This is a genomic window from Pseudomonas sp. MPB26 (assembly GCF_046605355.1).
Lineage (GTDB): Bacteria > Pseudomonadota > Gammaproteobacteria > Pseudomonadales > Pseudomonadaceae > Aquipseudomonas > Aquipseudomonas cedrina.
Map to the genome: position 1 here is coordinate 5,035,546 of NZ_CP176793.1, position 16,628 is coordinate 5,052,173.

The following is a 16,628-nucleotide window of genomic DNA, read 5'->3' on the forward strand; positions in this document are numbered from 1 at the left end:
TCTTCAATTGGACGTGCCGGCCTTGCCTGCACCGGCTTCACGGGGCACCTTCGCCAGCGCGACATCCGCTGGCAACGGCGTGATCAGGTCATTACGGTAAGGCCTGAAGGCTTCAAGTGCAGCGTTATCCCGTGGTTGATAATCGTCGCCGCTCTGGTGTTGCCGGTTCGCCACGCAGGGCCTGCCGATCAGGTTTTGGCAGGCCGCGTTGGCCGACGCCGACACGGGTTCGAACAGCGCAAAGGCGGTGCCGGGTTGGCGGGTGTCGTTGAACAGCGGATGCGTCACGTGTTCGAAGGCGTTGCCTTCCACCAGCAGGTGCGAGGTGGCGGTTCGCGACATGATCGCGCCCTGGTAACTGAGGTTGCTGAATACGTTGTTGACCACTTGCGCGTCGACTTGCGCATCGCCCATGCCGCCGGCATGCGGCGCGCGCCCCGAAGTGTCGTGCACGTAGTTTCTGACCAGCGTGAGGGTGTCGTGATGGCCCAGAAACAGCCACACCCAGTAGTGATGCGCATCGCAGGTGGCCGAGTAGGGCGTGCGTCCATCGAACTCGTTGTCGGAGAGGGTCACATGGGAGGCGGTGCCCCATCCGGTCACGACCATTTGCCGGCCTATCCGGGCGAACGTGTTGTGGTCAATCCACACACCGTCGGCACCGTCGAGGGTCAGCGCGTCGCCACCCCAGACCACGCGTGGATTGATGTCCGACAGGGTCAGGTTGCGAATGATGACGTTATGGGCGCCGCCGCCGATAAACAAGCCCATGCCCTGGATGCCGGCGTTTTTGCCCACCCCCACCAGGGTTTTGTTCGACCCTACTTTCAAGCGTTGCAGGCCGGCATTGTCATACGTCACCTGGACGGACGGCTTCGACTGACAAAAGTCGTTGGCACCGTTGAGTGCCCATTGCCCGCCACCTGCCGGGCAGGCATTGGCCATGCAGCCGGTTTCGCGGGTTTCGGCACTGCCGTTGAGTACGACGCTGCCGCGAAAATCGTAGACGTGGTCGAGGGCGATCACGCGCGGCGTGCCATCCGTGCAGTTGCCATGTTTGTCATAGGTGGCGCACAGCGAACGTTTCAGAGCATCCAACGTGGCAGGGCGCACGGCGGCAAGCGTGCCGCCGCCCGTCACATCCCTGGCGAAACCATCCGCGTGTTCGGCGGCATTGGACAACACGGGCAGCACCAGCAATGCGCAAAGCGCGACGGTGCGCACCGAGGCAAGTTTGAGCAATAAGCAGGGGAGTAACACTGGCTTCTCCAGGACTGTCAACGGCCCAATGGGCCGGCGCGTTCAGACGAGGGATGATCCTGATATTTTCCGGCGCTTATCAACTGTTTAATCGAATACTGCGTTTCTCTTCAGTCATTGTTCAGGTGGGTGTGGCTGAGTTGAATGCGGTCAATGTGGGAGCGGGCTTGCTCGCGAAAGCGGTGTGTCAGTTGATGTATTAGGTGACTGATCCACCGCTTTCGCGAGCAAGCCCGCTCCCACATTTTGATCTTCTGCGTTCTTGTGTACGCTCTACCGCCGGCCGGCCCGCGTACTCACATCCACCCAAACCGCCAGCACCAGAATGCTGCCCTTCACGATCATCTGCCAGTAACTGTCCACATCCAGCATCGACATCCCATTGTCCAGACTGGTAATCACCAACGCCCCGAGCAACGCGCCATACACCGTGCCTGAACCGCCGCGCATCGACGTCCCGCCGATAAAGCACGCCGCAATGGCGTCCAGCTCGCCCATGTTGCCCGCCGATGGCGAGCCGGCTGCGAGGCGGGCGGTGTTGACCAGGCCGGCGAGGGCGCACATCACGCCCATGATGCCGAAGATCCACAGTTTTACCGCCTGTACGTTGATGCCCGACAGGCGCGTGGCTTCCATGTTGCTGCCCACCGCATATACGCGGCGGCCGAACACGGTCTGGCTGGTGACGTAGCTGAATACGCCGAGCAGCACCAGCAACAGCAGCACCGGCACGGGGATGCCATCGTAGCTGTTGAGGGTGGTGACGAACCCCGCCAGTACGGCGCCAATCACCACCACGCGCACCGCGTCACGCACCCGTGAATGCGCCGCCAGGCCATGCAACGCGCGGTTGCGTCGTTGCTTCCAGGTGAGGAACAGGGTCAACGCAAACAGCAATACCCCCAGGCCGATGCCCACCGTGTGCGGCAAATACCCCTGGCCCACGTACACCAACGACGGCGACACCGGCGCAATGGTCGTACCGCCGGTGATCCCCAGCAGAATTCCGCGAAACGCCAGCATCCCGCCGAGCCCTACGATAAACGACGGAATGCGCAGGTAAGCCGCCATGTAGCCGTTGGCCAGCCCGATCATCAAGCCGCACAACGCGACCAGGCTCAGATTGGCCAATAACGGCACGTGATAAACCACATCCAGGATCGCCGCCAGCCCGCCCAGCAATCCGAGCAGCGAACCTACCGACAAATCGATCTCGCCACTGATGATCACCAGCACCATGCCGCACGCCAGAATTCCCGTGATCGACATCTGCCGCAGCAGGTTCGACAGGTTACGCGGCGTGAGAAAGCCACCCTCCGTCTGCCAACTGAAAAACAGCCAGATCACCGCCACGGCGATCACCAGGGCGAGCATTTTGTAGCGGGTAAAGAGGTGTTTGACCTGATTCATCTACGCGGTCTTCCGATTGTTATTGTGTTGGCTGAGCGCAGCGGCGAGCACCTGTTCCTGGGTGAGGCCCTCGTTGATGAAGTCGCCACGCAGCTGGCCGTCGCCGATCACCAGCACGCGGTTGGACACGCCGAGCACTTCGGCCAGTTCCGAGGAGACCATGATGATCGCAACGCCTTCGGCCGCCAGCGCGCCCATCAGCTTGTAGATCTCGTATTTGGCGCCCACGTCCACCCCGCGCGTGGGTTCGTCGAGGATCAGCACCTTGGGCCTGGCCATCAGCATTTTCGCCAGCACGGCCTTTTGCTGATTGCCACCGGACAGGCTGGTAATCGGCAGGAACGGGCTGGAGGTCTTGAGGTGCATGCGCGCGATCTGCTGGTCGATGCTGCCCAGTTCGGCCTCGGCGTCGATGCGGGTCAGGTGCGCGTAGGTATCGAGCACCGCCAGGGTGATGTTCTGGCCCACGCCCAGGTCGGGGATGATGCCTTGGCGCTTGCGGTCTTCGGGCACCATGCACAGTCCGGCGCGGATCGACTTGAGCGGCGTGCGCGTGTCGATCACCTGGCCGTCCAGCCACACCTCGGCGCTGTAGCGGCCGGGGTAGGCGCCGAACAGCGCTGACACCAGCTCGGTGCGCCCGGCACCCACAAGACCTGCGATGCCGAGGATTTCGCCGCGCCTGAGCACGAACGAAATATCGTCGACGCGTTTGCGCTTGGGGTTGTCGACGTCATAGCAGGTGACATTGCGCGCTTCGAAAATCACCTCGCCCACCTCATGGGGCTCGGTGGGGTAGAGGTTGCTCATCTCGCGGCCGACCATCTGGGTGATGATCTGCGCGATATCCATGTCGGCCATGGCGGTGGTCGCGATGTGCTTGCCATCGCGGATCACCGCAATGGTGTCGCACACCGCCGCCACTTCATCGAGCTTGTGGGAGATGTACACGCAGGCCACGCCTTTGGCCTTGAGGCCGCGGATGATGTCCAGCAGCACTTCGATTTCCGAGCGGGTCAGGGCCGAGGAGGGCTCGTCCAGGATCAGCAGGCGCGCCTGCTTGTTGAGGGCCTTGGCGATTTCCACCAGTTGCTGGTAGCCGCCGCCATACTGCGACACCGGCAGCGCCACGTTCATGTCCGGCACCTTGAGCTCGCGCATCAAGGCTTCGGCACGGTGGATCATCGCCGGGTAGTTCATGCGCCCACCCGGCAAGGTCAGCTCGTGGCCCATGAAGATGTTTTCGGCCACCGACAGGTCCGGCACCAGGGTCAATTCCTGATGGATGATCACAATGCCGGCGGTTTCGGTTTCGCTGATCGACTGGGCCCTGAGCGGCTGCCCGTCCCAGAGGATTTCGCCGTCCCAGGTGCCGTACGGGTATACCGCCGACAGCACCTTCATCAGGGTGGATTTACCGGCACCGTTTTCGCCGCACAGGCCAACGCATTCCCCCGGCCGCACCTTGATATCGATGCCGTTCAACGCGTTGACACCGCCAAAGGATTTGACGATGCCGTTCATTTGCAGCAGGTAGTCAGGCATTACTATTGCTCACACAAAGGGCTGACGACATTACTGCAGGAGCGAGCTTGCTCGCGAAAAACCCATAGGCGACGAGGGCTGCCTGACAGCGCTGCGTTATCGTTAACGTTTTTCGCGGGCAAGCCCGCTCCTACAGACCGATCTGCTCTTTGGTATAGAAGCCGTCCTTCACCAACAGGTCGACATTGGTCTTGGTCAGCGGCGTCGGGGTCAGCAGGATGGTATCGACCTTTTTGCTGCCGTTGTCGTACTGCGAGCTGTACGTCGGTTTCTCATTGCGCGCCAGTTGCACCGAGAGCTTGGCGGCCTCGGTGGCGATCAGCTTGAGCGGCTTGTATACGGTCATGGTCTGGGTGCCGTCGATCACGCGCTTGATCGCGGCGAGGTCGGCGTCCTGGCCGGAGATCGGCACTTTGCCCGCCAGTTTCTGCGCGGCCAGCGCCTGGATCGCACCACCGGCGGTGGCGTCGTTGGAGGCGACGATGGCGTCGATCTTGTTATTGTTCCGGGTCAGGGCGTTTTCGACGATGCTCAGGGCTTCGGTGGGGTTCCACTCTTTCACCCATTGCTGGCCGACAATCTTGATATCGCCCTTGTCGATGGCCGGTTGCAGCACTTTCATCTGGCCTTCGCGCAGCACCTTGGCGTTGTTATCGGTGGGCGCGCCGCCGAGCAGGAAGTAGTTGCCCTTGGGCGCGGCTTGCAGCACGCCGCCGGCCTGCATCTCGCCGACTTTTTCGTTATCGAAGGAGATGTAGGCGTCGATGTCGGCATTGAGGATCAGGCGATCATAGGACACTACCTTGATCCCGGCTTTCTTGGCTTCGGCGACGGCGTTGGTGAGCACGGTGGCGTTGAACGGCACGATCACGATCACATCGACGCCACGGGAGATCAGGTTCTCGATCTGGGAAATCTGCTTCTGTTCATTGGCATCGGCCGATTGCACGAAGACCTTGGCATCGAGTTTTTCCGCCGCCGCGACGAAGTAGTCACGGTCTCGGGACCAGCGCTCCAGGCGCAGGTCGTCAATGGAGAAACCGATCTTCGGGTGCGCAGGGTCGGCCATGACCGGCAGTGCGAGCAGGGCCAGGGTGGCGGCGAGCAGGGTACGTTTGAATGACTTCATGGTGGTGCGTCCTTTTATTGTTGTTGGAAGACTCTAGACAAACACTGAACCTGTGGGTGGGCTTGTAATGGCGAGCGGGCTTGCCCCGCGTTGGGGCGCGAAGCGGCCCCATTACAGACGATGTGTTTGTATCTGGCACACACCGAGGGGCCGTATTTTTGGGGCCGCTTCGCAGCCCAACGCGGGGCAAGCCCGCTCGCCACAACAAGCCCCTCGTCACACTATCACCGATAGATAAACCGATTGACCACTCCCTCAAGCATCTCCTGGCGCCCACTCACGGCCTGCGGGTTCAGCTCGTTGGCAAACGCATGCTCGGCCAGGGACTCCAGGCTGAACTCACCCGCCAGCACCGCTTTGCCCAACGGCTGCTGCCAGCCGGCATAACGCTGGTCCTTGAACTGTTGCAGCTGGTCGTTCTGCAGCATGGCGGCCGCGCGTTCCAGGGCCAGGGCCAGTACATCCATGGCCGCGACATGGCCATGGAACAGGTCCACATCATCCAGGCTCTGGCGGCGCACCTTGGAGTCGAAATTGTAGCCGCCATTCTTGAAACCGCCCGCCTTGAGGATTTCATAGGTGGCCAGGGTCATTTCCTCGACGCTGTTGGGGAACTGGTCGGTGTCCCAGCCGTTCTGCGGGTCGCCGCGGTTGGCGTCGATGCTGCCGAAAATCCCAAGCGACACCGCCGTGGCAATCTCATGATGGAAACTGTGCCCGGCCAGCGTCGCGTGGTTGGCCTCGATATTCACCTTGATCTCGTTTTCCAGGCCGTATTCATGCAGGAAACCGAACACCGTGGCGCTGTCGTAATCGTATTGGTGCTTGGTCGGCTCCTGGGGCTTGGGCTCGATCAGCAAATCGCCCTTGAAGCCGATCTTGTGCTTGTGCTCCACCACCATGCGCATAAAGCGCCCGAGCTGTTCGCGCTCGCGCTTGAGGTCGGTGTTGAGCAGGGTTTCGTAGCCTTCGCGGCCGCCCCACAGCACGTAGTTGGAACCCTTGAGCCGCAGCGTCGCATTCATCGCGCTGAACACCTGGGCGGCGGCGTAGGCAAACACCTCCGGGTCCGGGTTGCTCGCGGCGCCGGCGGCAAAGCGCGGGTTGCTGAAGCAATTGGCGGTGCCCCACAACAGCTTGATCCCGGTCTGTTCCTGGTGGCGCTCCAAATGGTCGACCATCTGCGCGAAATGCTCGCGATACTCCTTGAGCGAACTGCCTTCGGGAGCGACGTCGGTGTCGTGGAAGCTGTAGTAGTCGATGCCCAGCTTGGAAAAAAACTCGAAGGCGGCGTCTGCCTTGCCGATGGCCAGTTCCATCGGGTCGCCGCTGCGCTGCCATGGCCGCTTGAACGTGCCGACGCCAAACATATCCGCCCCTGGCCATACAAAGGTGTGCCAGTAACAGGCCGCCATGCGCAGGTGCTCGCGCATGGGCTTGCCGAGGATGAGCTTGTTGGCGTCGTAATGGCGAAAGGCGAGGGGGGCGTCGCTGCTGGGGCCTTCGAAGCGAACCTTCTCGACACCGGGGAAGTACGGCATGGCGTTTTTCCTTATTGTTCTTGGCGATGGTTCGATACTAGCAACGGCGGTGGGGCTGCCGATTATGAAAATCACCAAGCCATGGTGCGATTTTGAGTGGCAGGGTCTAACCTGCACCCACCGGCCCCAGGACAAAAACAATGAAAACCCTACCGCCCGTGCACCGCATCGCCTTGCTTTTCAACGGCAGCAAAATCTACGACCGTGGCATCATCGCCGGCATCGGCAATTACCTGAGCAGTACCCGTGCCTCCTGGGATCTGTTCCTGGAAGAGGATTTTCTGTGTCGCCTCAAGGGCATCGAGCGTTGGCAGGGCGATGGGATCATTGCCGACTTCGACGACCCGCTGATCGGCGAGGCGCTGGCCGGGAGCAAGGTGCCGGTGGTGGCGGTGGGCGGCTCCTATGAGGATGCGAGTGCCTACCCCAAGGGCATTCCTTATGTGGCGACGGACAACGAGGCGTTGATGAGGATGGCCTACGAGCATTTGATCGAGGCCGGCTTGACTCGGTTTGCCTGCTTCAGCCTGCCGCAAGCCCAGGCCAATCGCTGGGCCCAGGAACGTGAGAAAGCCTTCAAGCGTTTGTTGCAGCGGGACGGGTTGCCGGTGCAGATCTATCGTGGCCTGGGCACCAGTGCGCCGCTGTGGGACAGCGCGGTGGAGCAGCAGATCGCCTGGCTGCAAAGCCTGCCCAAGCCCATCGGCATCATCGCGGTTACCGACGCCCGCGCCCGGCAATTGCTGCAGGCCTGCCTCACTGCGGGCATCGCGGTGCCGGAGGAAGTGGCGCTGATCGGCATCGACAACGACCCTCTGACCCGCACCCTCACGCGCGTGCCGTTGAGTTCGGTGATCCAGGGCACCGAAACCATGGGCCGCACCGCCGCCGCGCTGTTGCACCAGATGCTGCACGGCAAGCCGTGCACGGGCACGCAGGTGCTGGTGCCGCCGGATGCAATCAATGTGCAGGCGTCCAGCCTGCATCAGCCCTTGGGCAATCCGTATGTGATGCAGGCGCTGCTGTTCATTCGCCAATACGCCTGCCAGGGTATCAAGACTGCGCAGGTGGCGGCCTATGTCGGCGTGTCGCGTTCGTCGCTGGAAGCGCACTTTCGCAAGGTGCGCGGCTGCAGCGTGCATGACGAGATCCTGCGCTTCAAACTCGCAAGCGCCGCCAAAGGCTTGCGCAGCAGCACCCTGGCGATTGCCGACATCGCACAGCAGTGCGGCTTCACCTCGGCGCAGTACCTGCACACCGTGTTTCGCCGGGAGTTTGGCTGCACGCCACGGGAGTATCAGCACGTGCCGGCAAACTTTGCGGCCCGAGGCCATTCGCCGCTGGACTTGCACCGCACAGACTAGGGAGAATGGTTTTTTGTGGCGTAAATGGAAGCTCCCATGACCGACAGTGCCCAGCGTGCCGCCAGCGACATCGACCTGATGACCGAAGTGGCCATGCTTTATTACCTCGACAACATCACCCAGGAAGCCATTGCCAAGCGCTTCGACCTGTCTCGGGTTAAGGTCAGCCGCTTGCTCAAGCGCGCCCGTGATGAAGGGGTGGTGGAAGTGCGGGTATTGCAGCACCCGGCCCTGAACACTGAGCTGGAACAGGCCTTGGTCGAGCGTTTCCAGCTGGACCGCGCCTTGATCGCGGTCGACCATGGCGACCCCGACACCCAGCGCTCGGCGGTCGCCAGCCTGGTCGCCAATTACCTGAACAAAACCCTCAGCGACGGCATGATCATCGCCGTCGGCATGGGCCGCAACGTGGGCGCGGTGGCCGATAATGTGTTCCTGCCGGTGACACGCAACTGCACCTTCGTGTGCGCGATCGGTGGCTCGCTCAAGGCCGGCGAATACATGAACCCCGACCATATCTGCCGGCGCCTGGCCCTGCGTTTCGGCGCCGAGAGCGAAACCCTCTACGCCCCGGCCCTGGTGGCCAATCCGGAACTGCGCAGCGTGCTGATCAACAACGACACCGTGCGCTCCACCCTCGACCGCGCGCGCCGCGCCGATATTGCCTTGATCGGCATTGGCGACATGAGCGAGAACAGCAACATGGTGCGCATGGGCTGGTTCTCGCCCCAGGAAATCGCCCAGGCACGCGTGTCCGGTACGGTGGGCGACATGATGGGCTACGACTTTATCGACATCCATGGCCAGCCGGCCGTCAACGCCATGCAGGGCAGGGTGATCGGCCTTTCGGTGCAGGAACTGGCGCGCATTCCCGACGTGGTGGCGATCGCCAGTGAAAACACCAAGGCCGCCGCCACCCTCGGCGCGTTGCGCTCCGGGGTGATCAACACCCTGGCGACGACCGTGTCGAATGCCTACACGATCCTCGCCCTGGATGACGCCACGCGCCGTCAGGCGTGAAGGCGGGCCTCGACCGATTCGGCGAGATTGGTGAGGATCAGGCAGCAGGACACCGCGCCCGCATCCAGCACGCCCAGGGAGCGTTCGCCCAGGCGGCTGGCGCGGCCGATCTTCGCCACCAGGTCGCGGGTGGAGTCGCGGCCCTGGGACGCCGCGTCTTTCATCCGGCGCAAGGCTTCGCTGAATGAGGCGCCGCTGGCCTGAGCCTGCTCAAACGCTTCGACCGCCGGGATCAAGGTGTCCATCAGGCACTTGTCGCCCACGCCTGCGTCGCTGATGTCTTGCAGTGACGTCAAGCCGCCGCGCAGCAGCCTGGCGAAGCTCGCTGCATCGATACTGTCGCGGCCGCGCACTTCGTCGGCCATGCCGATGAACAGGCTGCCATACAGCGGGCCCATGGAGCCGCCGATGCCTTCCATCAACGCCAGGGTCAGCTCGTCCAGTGCTTCGGCCAGGGACACTTCGCGTCCCTCCAGGGTCTTGCCGCAGCGCGAGAAACCCTTGGCCATGTTGATGCCGTGGTCGCCGTCGCCAATGGCGCCGTCCACTTCGCTGAGGTACTCACGGTTGGCCACGATGATCGACACCAGATTGGTGACGATGGCGCTACCGGTGTTGCTGGGGAAATGCTCGCTCATGCTTCACTCCGTTTGGGTCATGCCGATGGAGCGGCACGGTCTGTCGATCAGGCTGCTCAGTTCGGCGTCCAGCCCGAGCAGGGTCAGGGTCACGCCCATCATTTCCAGGGACGTGAAATAGTTGCCCACATAGCAGCGGTGAATGCGCAGGCCCTTGGCGCGCAGCAGGCGCTCGACCTCGGCATAGAAAATGTACAGTTCCATGACCGGCGTGGCGCCGAGCCCGGAGACCAGCACCACTACACTCTGGTCCTGGGTGAAGTCGCGGTCGGCCAGGATCGGCGCGAGCATGCGCTCGGCCATGGCGGCGGCGGACTCTACCGGCACCACTTCGATGCCGGGTTCGCCGTGGTGGCCGATGCCCAGTTCCATCAGGCCATCGGCGATCTGGAAGTTGGCTTTGCCCACGGCCGGGATCGTGCAGGGCGTGAGGCCCACGCCGATGGAGCGGCACTGGTCCACGGCCTTCTGCGCCACGCGGATCACGCCGTCGAGGTCGTAGCCTTGGGCGGCGGCGGCACCGCCGATCTTCCACATGAAAATCTCACCGGCCACGCCGCGCCGCTTGGCGATCTCCGCCACAGGGGCCGAGGCCACGTCGTCGTTGGCGACCACGGTGCGGATGTGCATGTCTTTGCTGGCGGCCATTTTCATCGCCAGCTTCACGTTCATGTTGTCGCCGGCATAGTTGCCGTACAGGCAGGCCACGCCCGCGCCCTGGTCGGCGGCGCGGAACGCATCGAAGAAGCTCTTGGCGGTGGGCGACGAGAAAATTTCGCCGACCGCCACCGCATCCACCAGGCCTGGGCCGACATAGCCGAGAAACGCCGGCTCATGGCCCGAACCGCCGCCCGTGACGATGCCCACCTGGCCGGCCGGTGAAGCGATACGCTTGCGGATCACCCGTGGATTGCTCTCGTACTGCGCCAGTTCCGGGTGCGCCATAAGGATGCCCGCAAGCATGTCCTCGACCACCAGGTCTGGGTCGTTAATGACTCGATTCATGCCGTGTTCCTTTTGTTCTTATAGAGAGAAGCCTGGTTACTGGATGCTGTAGCCGCCGTCGATCATCACGTTTTCGCCGGTGATCATCTTGGCCGCGTCGCTGACCAGGTAGAGCACCAGGCCGGCGATTTCCTCAGGCTGGGCGAAACGCCCCACCGGGATCTGCAATTTGGCCCGTTCCCCCAGCTCGCCGGCCCAGGCCTGCTTGCCCAGGGCGGTTTCGACAATGGTCGGTGACACGGCGTTGACGTTGATGCCATGGGACGCCCATTCCATGGCCAGGACCTTGGTCATGCCGACCACGGCGGCCTTGCTGGCGCAGTAGGCCACGTGGCGGTCCAGGCCGATGACGGCGGCCTGGGAGGCGAGGTTGACGATACGCCCACCGCCACGTTCGAGCATGTGCCGGGCACAGGCCTGGGCCACGAAGAAGCTGGCCTTGAGGTTGATATCCAGAGTGGTGTCCCAGGCGTTTTCGCTGACTTCCAGCGCCTTGTCCAGCAGGGCCACGCCGGCGCTGTTGACCAGGTAATCGATACGCCCCAGATGGATGGCCGCCTGGTCGACCGCCGCCTGTATCGCGTCGGTCTGGCGCAGGTCGACGATCAGGCCCAGGTGGCCGACACCCAGCCCTGTGGCGACGTCAACCACGGCCGGGTCGCGATCCAGCAACACCACAGTCGCGCCACGCTCCACCAACAGTTCGGCACAGGCCCGGCCGATACCGGCGGCGCCCCCGGTGATCACGGCGCAACGGCCGGTGAGGTCGAACGCCTGGTTCCAGAAATTGGACATTGCACACACTCCGCTTAACGTTTTTTCTTGCGCCAGACATCGATCAACACCGCGAGCACGATGATCAATCCCTTGGCCACTTGTTGGTAATAGGAGGACACCCCGAGCAGGTTCAAGCCGTTGTTGATCACGCCGATCAGCAGTGCACCGAACAGCGTGCCGACGATGCTGCCGGTGCCGCCCGACAAGCTGGTACCGCCGATCACCACGGCGGCAATTGCATCCAGTTCATAGGAAACGCCCGCCTGGGGCAGGGCCGAGGTGGTGCGCGCGGCCAGCACCACGCCGGCCAATCCCGCGAGCAGCCCGGAAATCACATACACCGAGAACGTCACCTTGCGCACGCCGATGCCGGAGGTGCGCGCACTTTTCTCGTTGCCGCCCACTGCGTACACGTAACGCCCATAGGTGGTGTAGCGCAGCACCATCCAGAAGATCAGCGCGACCACCGCAAAGATAATGATTGGCACGCCGATGGGGCCCAGCTTGCCGATGCCCATGGCCAGGAAGCTGTCCGGCAGATCGGTGACCGGGCTGCCGTCGTTGAGGATAAAGGTCATGCCGCGCGCCACGCTGAGCATGCCAAGGGTGGCGACAAAGGGCGGGATCGACAGGTTGGCGACCATGAAGCCGTTGACCACGCCGAGCATGGCGCCGGCGAACATCCCCGCGCTCACCGCCGCGAGCAGGCCATAACCCTGGGTGGCGACCAGCGCGCTGCACAAACCGGCGAACGCCAGGATCGAGCCCACCGACAGGTCGATGCCCTTGGTCAGGATCACGTAGGTCATGCCCACGGCGAGGATACCGTTGATCGAGGTCTGGCGCAGGATGTCCATCCAGTTGCGCCAGGTCATGAAGTATTCGCTGGAAAATGCCATGACCAGGCACAGCAGGATAAATACCAGCGGCAAGCCGAAGCGGTCGAGGGACAGGCGCAGGCGATTGCGCGGCGCGGCGGTAACGGGGGCGGCGAGGACTTTGCTGTTCATGAGGCAAGACTCAACAAGGCTTCCTGGGAAAGGGCGGTGTCGGTGCTGACGGTCACCAGGCGACCGCCCTTGAACACGGCGATGCGATCACTCAGGTGCAGCAGTTCCGGCGCTTCGGACGAAACCACGATGGCCGCGCCACCGGCACGCACGAACGCGTCCAGCAAGTGATAGATCTCTTGCTTGGCGCCCTCGTCGATGCCGCGCGTGGGCTCGTCGCACAGCAGGCAGATCGGCTGGGTCGACAGGCATTTGGCGAGCACGACCTTTTGCTGGTTGCCGCCGCTCATGGACTCCACCGGCAGGTCGAGCGATGAAACTTTGATCTGCAGGCGCTTGACCAGGCTCTGTGCCAGGGCCTGTTCCTTGCTTGGGTTGATCACCGACCAGCGCGACAGCTGCTTATAGGCCGACAGCGCAATGTTCGAAAGGATGCTGGCGCTGAGCACCAGGCCGCTGTCTTTGCGGTCTTCGGTCACCAGCGACATGCCGGCGCGAATCGTCGCCGACGGCGTACCGGTGGGCAAGGGCTGGCCTTGCAGGGTGGCCGTGCCCGCATCAGGCACGGTGAGGCCATACAGGCAGTTGAGGAATTCGCTGCGGCCCGAGCCCATCAGCCCATAAATACCCAGGATTTCGCCCTGGCGCAGTTGCAGGCTGATGTCCTGGAACTCGCCGTCGCGGCTCAGGCCGCTGACCTCCAGGCAGGTGGCGGCCGTGCATGCGCGGCCGACCTTATGGTCGATGCGCTGCAGCTCCTGGCCAACGATGCCGCGCACCAGGTGGGCGCGATCGATATCGGCCATGCGCCCGCTTTCCACAAAGGCGCCGTCGCGAAAGATGCTGTAGTCATCGGCGATCTGCGCCAGTTCGCTGAGGCGGTGCGACACGTAAATGATGCCGGCGCCGCGCGCGGTCAGGCGGCGTATGGCCTTGAACAGCGTTTCTGTTTCGCGTTCGCCGATGGCCGAGGTGGGTTCGTCCATGATCATCACTTGGCAGTCGTGGCTGAAGGCCTTGGCGATTTCAACCAACTGAATCTGCGCCACGCTCAGGCGGTGCATCGGGCTGGTGGCGTCCACCTCGAATTCCAGGCTTTGCAGCAGCTCGCGGGTGCGCCGGTTAAGGGCCTTGCTGTCGACAATGCAACCGGCGCGGCGCGGTTCGCGGCCCAGCCAGATGTTTTCGGCCACGGTCATGTAGGGGATGGGTTCCAGCTCCTGAGTGATCATCGCCACGCCGGCGGCGAGCGCCGCGCCGGGGCGGTCGAACTGCACCGGCTGGCCGTTGAGCAGGATGCTGCCGGCGTCACGCTGGGTGATGCCCATCAAGATACTGAGGAAGGTCGATTTACCGGCGCCATTGCCACCGCACAGGGCGTGCACGCTGCCGGCACGCAGGGAGAGCCGCCCGTCGCGCAGGGCCGGGACCCCTGCGTAGGCTTTGCAAACTTGTTCAGCCTGGAGCAGTAATGGCGTGGCCATCGGTGTGTCCTCTTGCTGATTTTCTTATTAGTTATGCGTATCCAACAGCTTGATCATATGATCGGATAGTGATCATATGTTTAAACCGCTTGTGCGTATTTTGTCAATGGGTTGCGCCGTGTCTTCCTGGGTTTTTGATGTTTTTACCCGCGTCCCCTGCTAAATAAGCCTTGACAGCGAAGGGTTTGCCGTCCGCTAATGATTGTGCAATATTTCAGTAGGTGATCATTTGATCGTGTCGGAGAAGCAGTCATGGGTGCACACACTAGGTTTTCGGTAGCCGTCGGTTGCGATGAGGCAGGCTTCGAACTCAAGGAATTGCTCAAGCGCTATATTGAGACCTTGGGTTACGCGGTTCAGGACTTTGGCTGTCACTCACTCAGCCCCGTGCTCTATCCGGATATCGCGGTGGCGGTTGCGACGGCGGTGGAAGCCGGCGAGCAGCGCCTGGGCGTGCTGATTTGCGGCACGGGCATCGGCATGGCGATTTCAGCCAACAAGATCAACGGCGTACGCGCGGCCCAGGCCCATGACACCTATTCGGCCGAGCGCGCGCGCAAAAGCAACGACGCGCAGATCCTGTCCATCGGTGCACGGGTGATCGGAACCGAGCTGGCCAAGAGCATCGTCAAGGTGTTCCTGGCATCGGAATTCGAAGCGGAGCGCTCCGGGGCGAAAGTCGAGCGCATCACGGCGCTCGAGCAGGCTGACAGGGCGTTGCCAAGGGGCAAGGAGGGCGCGTGAAGCGTGCGCTGCTTGTGGCGAGCGGGCTTGCCCTAATGCCGTTCAGTTAAGCGCAGATCCCCTGTGGGAGCGGCGGTTCGACGCTTCGACTTGCTCGCGAAAGCGGTGGGTCAGCCAACATCAATGTTTGCTGAGCTGACGTCTTCGCGAGCAAGCCCGCTCCCACATTTGATCTTCGTTGGTTTGAGCATTGCGTTCGCTTAACTGAACGGCATTAGGGCAAGCCCGCTCGCCACAACAACTACTGGCGACTCAGTGTCGGCGCAGAAACATTTATTAATACTTATCTCTTCTCTACAGTTGTACGACGTCGTATCAACTGTGTTCGACTAGCTGGGCTCTCACAAAAAAAATAACGGAGACTCCCCGCTATGACCGGTTTTCCATCCGTCGAAGGCAAGGCTGTGGCGCCTGCGCCCGGCCATGTTGTACGACTTCTAAAGCTGCTTGGCCCAGGCGTCATCGCCGTACTGTCCTGGCTGGGCGCAGGCGATCTGATTACCTCCTCCGTTGCCGGCGCCAACTACGGCTACGCCATGATGTGGGTGCTCGCGGTATCGCTACTGCTCAGGTACCTGATCGTCAACATCATTGCGCGGTTCCAGCTGTGCAATAACCAAGGCATGACGATCCTTCAGGGCTATGCCCAGCTGAATCCGTTTTTCGCCTGGTTCCTGCTGGTGTACGCGCTGCTGATGGGGCATTTGATGAATGCCTACATGATCAAGGGCGCGGGTGAAGCGCTGGCCATGCTGTTCAAGACCGACTATGCGCTGCTCTGCTCGGTGGCGGTGGTGCTGGCGGTGTGGCTGCTGGTCGGGCGCAATATTTACTCGATGATCGAAGGCGTGATGAAAGGCCTGCTGGCGATCATGACCCTGGCGTTCATTGCGTTGGCGGTGATGTCCGGGCCGGATATGGCGGGCATTGTCCGAGGCACGATCGGTTTCAGCATTCCGCCGGATGAGGGCGTACATGGCGCGTTGCTGGTGGCGGTGTCGGTGATCGGCGCGGTGGCGGGCTCGATCGCCAACTTCGTGCACCCCTACGTGATGCGCCAGAAGGGCTGGATCGGCCCGCAGCACAAGCGCATCCAGCGTAACGACCTGCTGTTTGCCGTATTCGTCGGTATCGTGATCAACCTGGCGATCTGGATTGTCGGCGCCGAGATCCTGCGGCCCAACGGCATCGAAGTGAAGACCTTGGGCGACCTGGGCAAGGCGCTGGAAATCTTCTTCGGCCCGATCGGCTGGTACATCTTCTTTATCGGTGTGTTCGCGACGCTGTTTGCCAGCATCTCGGGCAAGACCACGGCCTTCCCGATGCTGATCACCGATGCGTTCCAGCACGTGCGCGCCGGACGCCGGGAACGCTACGGCAAAGAGTTCCACCATGACCCGATGCACAAGTGGTTCATGCTGTTCATCCTGGTCACCCCACTGATCTGGTCGCTGCCGGGCATGCCGGACTTCGTCACCCTGACCATCGGCGTCAGCGCGTTGAACATCATTGGCCTGCCGGTGATTTCCCTCGGCTTGCTGATCATGTCCAACCAAAAGTCGCTGCTCGGCAAGGAGTACCGCAATAACCTGTTCGAGAACATTGCGTTGCTCTTCGCCACGGGACTGGCGCTGTGGGTCGCGTTCCAATTGGGTGTCGAACTGTTCAAATGATGGCCCCGGCATGCAGGCGTCGCAGCGG

14 protein-coding genes are annotated in these 16,628 nt (G+C 62.3%); 4 read left to right on the plus strand and 10 right to left on the minus strand.

The features are described 5' to 3' along the window. Positions 1-3: 3 nt before the first annotated feature. The 5 genes from ACLH0H_RS23160 to xylA all read right to left on the minus strand — a co-directional run bounded on the left by ACLH0H_RS23160 (position 4) and on the right by xylA (position 6,885). A complete protein-coding gene (locus tag ACLH0H_RS23160; RefSeq protein WP_411382453.1) occupies positions 4-1,224 on the minus strand; it encodes a pectate lyase in 1,221 nt (406 codons plus the stop codon). A 309-nt stretch (positions 1,225-1,533) separates the two neighbouring features. After that, entirely contained in the window at positions 1,534-2,670 is a 1,137-nt protein-coding gene (locus ACLH0H_RS23165) for a sugar ABC transporter permease (RefSeq protein ID WP_411379791.1), read from the minus strand. Beyond that, complete coding sequence (xylG, locus tag ACLH0H_RS23170) at positions 2,671-4,215, minus strand: D-xylose ABC transporter ATP-binding protein (protein ID WP_411379792.1); 1,545 nt, start codon at positions 4,213-4,215, stop codon at positions 2,671-2,673. A gap of 130 nt (positions 4,216-4,345) precedes the next feature. Beyond that, on the minus strand, positions 4,346-5,344 hold the full coding sequence (gene xylF / locus ACLH0H_RS23175) for a D-xylose ABC transporter substrate-binding protein (protein ID WP_411379793.1): 999 nt from the start codon (positions 5,342-5,344) through the stop codon (positions 4,346-4,348). A gap of 224 nt (positions 5,345-5,568) precedes the next feature. Continuing rightward, positions 5,569-6,885 carry a xylose isomerase gene (gene xylA / locus ACLH0H_RS23180; protein ID WP_411379794.1) on the minus strand — a complete coding sequence of 439 codons (1,317 nt, stop codon included), beginning with the start codon at positions 6,883-6,885 and terminating at the stop codon, positions 5,569-5,571. Positions 6,886-7,025: 140 nt separating this feature from the next. Between xylA and ACLH0H_RS23185 the strand changes: the two genes are divergently transcribed. Together ACLH0H_RS23185 and ACLH0H_RS23190 are read left to right on the plus strand one after the other, a co-directional pair. Beyond that, positions 7,026-8,249 carry a XylR family transcriptional regulator gene (locus ACLH0H_RS23185; RefSeq protein WP_411379795.1) on the plus strand — a complete coding sequence of 408 codons (1,224 nt, stop codon included), beginning with the start codon at positions 7,026-7,028 and terminating at the stop codon, positions 8,247-8,249. A gap of 36 nt (positions 8,250-8,285) precedes the next feature. After that, complete coding sequence (locus ACLH0H_RS23190; RefSeq protein ID WP_076954381.1) at positions 8,286-9,269, plus strand: sugar-binding transcriptional regulator; 984 nt, start codon at positions 8,286-8,288, stop codon at positions 9,267-9,269. Here ACLH0H_RS23190 and dhaL read toward each other — a convergent pair. Genes dhaL through ACLH0H_RS23215 form a run of 5 tightly spaced genes read right to left on the minus strand, consistent with a single transcriptional unit; the run spans position 9,260 to position 14,183 of the window. Continuing rightward, positions 9,260-9,907, minus strand: a complete 648-nt coding sequence (dhaL, locus tag ACLH0H_RS23195; protein WP_411379796.1) for a dihydroxyacetone kinase subunit DhaL — start codon at positions 9,905-9,907, stop codon at positions 9,260-9,262. The two genes, ACLH0H_RS23190 and dhaL, sit on opposite strands and share 10 nt — an antisense overlap. 3 nt (positions 9,908-9,910) lie before the next feature. Then, the gene (locus ACLH0H_RS23200; protein WP_411379797.1) at positions 9,911-10,912 is read right to left on the minus strand and encodes a dihydroxyacetone kinase subunit DhaK; all 1,002 of its coding nucleotides are present in this window, start codon (positions 10,910-10,912) and stop codon (positions 9,911-9,913) included. 36 nt (positions 10,913-10,948) lie between these two features. After that, complete coding sequence (locus ACLH0H_RS23205; protein ID WP_411379798.1) at positions 10,949-11,707, minus strand: SDR family oxidoreductase; 759 nt, start codon at positions 11,705-11,707, stop codon at positions 10,949-10,951. 14 nt (positions 11,708-11,721) lie between these two features. Then, positions 11,722-12,699: an ABC transporter permease gene (locus ACLH0H_RS23210; protein WP_076954377.1), complete on the minus strand. Its 978-nt coding sequence runs from the start codon at positions 12,697-12,699 to the stop codon at positions 11,722-11,724. Then, on the minus strand, positions 12,696-14,183 hold the full coding sequence (locus ACLH0H_RS23215; protein WP_186690336.1) for a sugar ABC transporter ATP-binding protein: 1,488 nt from the start codon (positions 14,181-14,183) through the stop codon (positions 12,696-12,698). Before ACLH0H_RS23215 ends, ACLH0H_RS23210 begins: the two co-directional genes overlap by 4 nt. Before the next feature lie 252 nt (positions 14,184-14,435). Between ACLH0H_RS23215 and rpiB the strand changes: the two genes are divergently transcribed. Beyond that, the gene (gene rpiB / locus ACLH0H_RS23220) at positions 14,436-14,927 is read left to right on the plus strand and encodes a ribose 5-phosphate isomerase B (protein WP_076954375.1); all 492 of its coding nucleotides are present in this window, start codon (positions 14,436-14,438) and stop codon (positions 14,925-14,927) included. Positions 14,928-15,298: 371 nt separating this feature from the next. Further along, positions 15,299-16,600 carry an Nramp family divalent metal transporter gene (locus ACLH0H_RS23225; protein ID WP_411379799.1) on the plus strand — a complete coding sequence of 434 codons (1,302 nt, stop codon included), beginning with the start codon at positions 15,299-15,301 and terminating at the stop codon, positions 16,598-16,600. The last annotated feature ends 28 nt before the right edge of the window (positions 16,601-16,628 follow it).

Coding starts and splice junctions, on each gene's coding strand:
- ACLH0H_RS23165 (WP_411379791.1), bottom strand. CDS start 2,670: ATGAATCAGGTCAAACACCTCTTTACCCGCTACAAAATGCTCGCCCTG.
- xylG (WP_411379792.1), bottom strand. CDS start 4,215: ATGCCTGACTACCTGCTGCAAATGAACGGCATCGTCAAATCCTTTGGC.
- xylF (WP_411379793.1), bottom strand. CDS start 5,344: ATGAAGTCATTCAAACGTACCCTGCTCGCCGCCACCCTGGCCCTGCTC.
- xylA (WP_411379794.1), bottom strand. CDS start 6,885: ATGCCGTACTTCCCCGGTGTCGAGAAGGTTCGCTTCGAAGGCCCCAGC.
- ACLH0H_RS23185 (WP_411379795.1), top strand. CDS start 7,026: ATGAAAACCCTACCGCCCGTGCACCGCATCGCCTTGCTTTTCAACGGC.
- ACLH0H_RS23190 (WP_076954381.1), top strand. CDS start 8,286: ATGACCGACAGTGCCCAGCGTGCCGCCAGCGACATCGACCTGATGACC.
- dhaL (WP_411379796.1), bottom strand. CDS start 9,907: ATGAGCGAGCATTTCCCCAGCAACACCGGTAGCGCCATCGTCACCAAT.
- ACLH0H_RS23200 (WP_411379797.1), bottom strand. CDS start 10,912: ATGAATCGAGTCATTAACGACCCAGACCTGGTGGTCGAGGACATGCTT.
- ACLH0H_RS23205 (WP_411379798.1), bottom strand. CDS start 11,707: ATGTCCAATTTCTGGAACCAGGCGTTCGACCTCACCGGCCGTTGCGCC.
- ACLH0H_RS23210 (WP_076954377.1), bottom strand. CDS start 12,699: ATGAACAGCAAAGTCCTCGCCGCCCCCGTTACCGCCGCGCCGCGCAAT.
- ACLH0H_RS23215 (WP_186690336.1), bottom strand. CDS start 14,183: ATGGCCACGCCATTACTGCTCCAGGCTGAACAAGTTTGCAAAGCCTAC.
- rpiB (WP_076954375.1), top strand. CDS start 14,436: ATGGGTGCACACACTAGGTTTTCGGTAGCCGTCGGTTGCGATGAGGCA.
- ACLH0H_RS23225 (WP_411379799.1), top strand. CDS start 15,299: ATGACCGGTTTTCCATCCGTCGAAGGCAAGGCTGTGGCGCCTGCGCCC.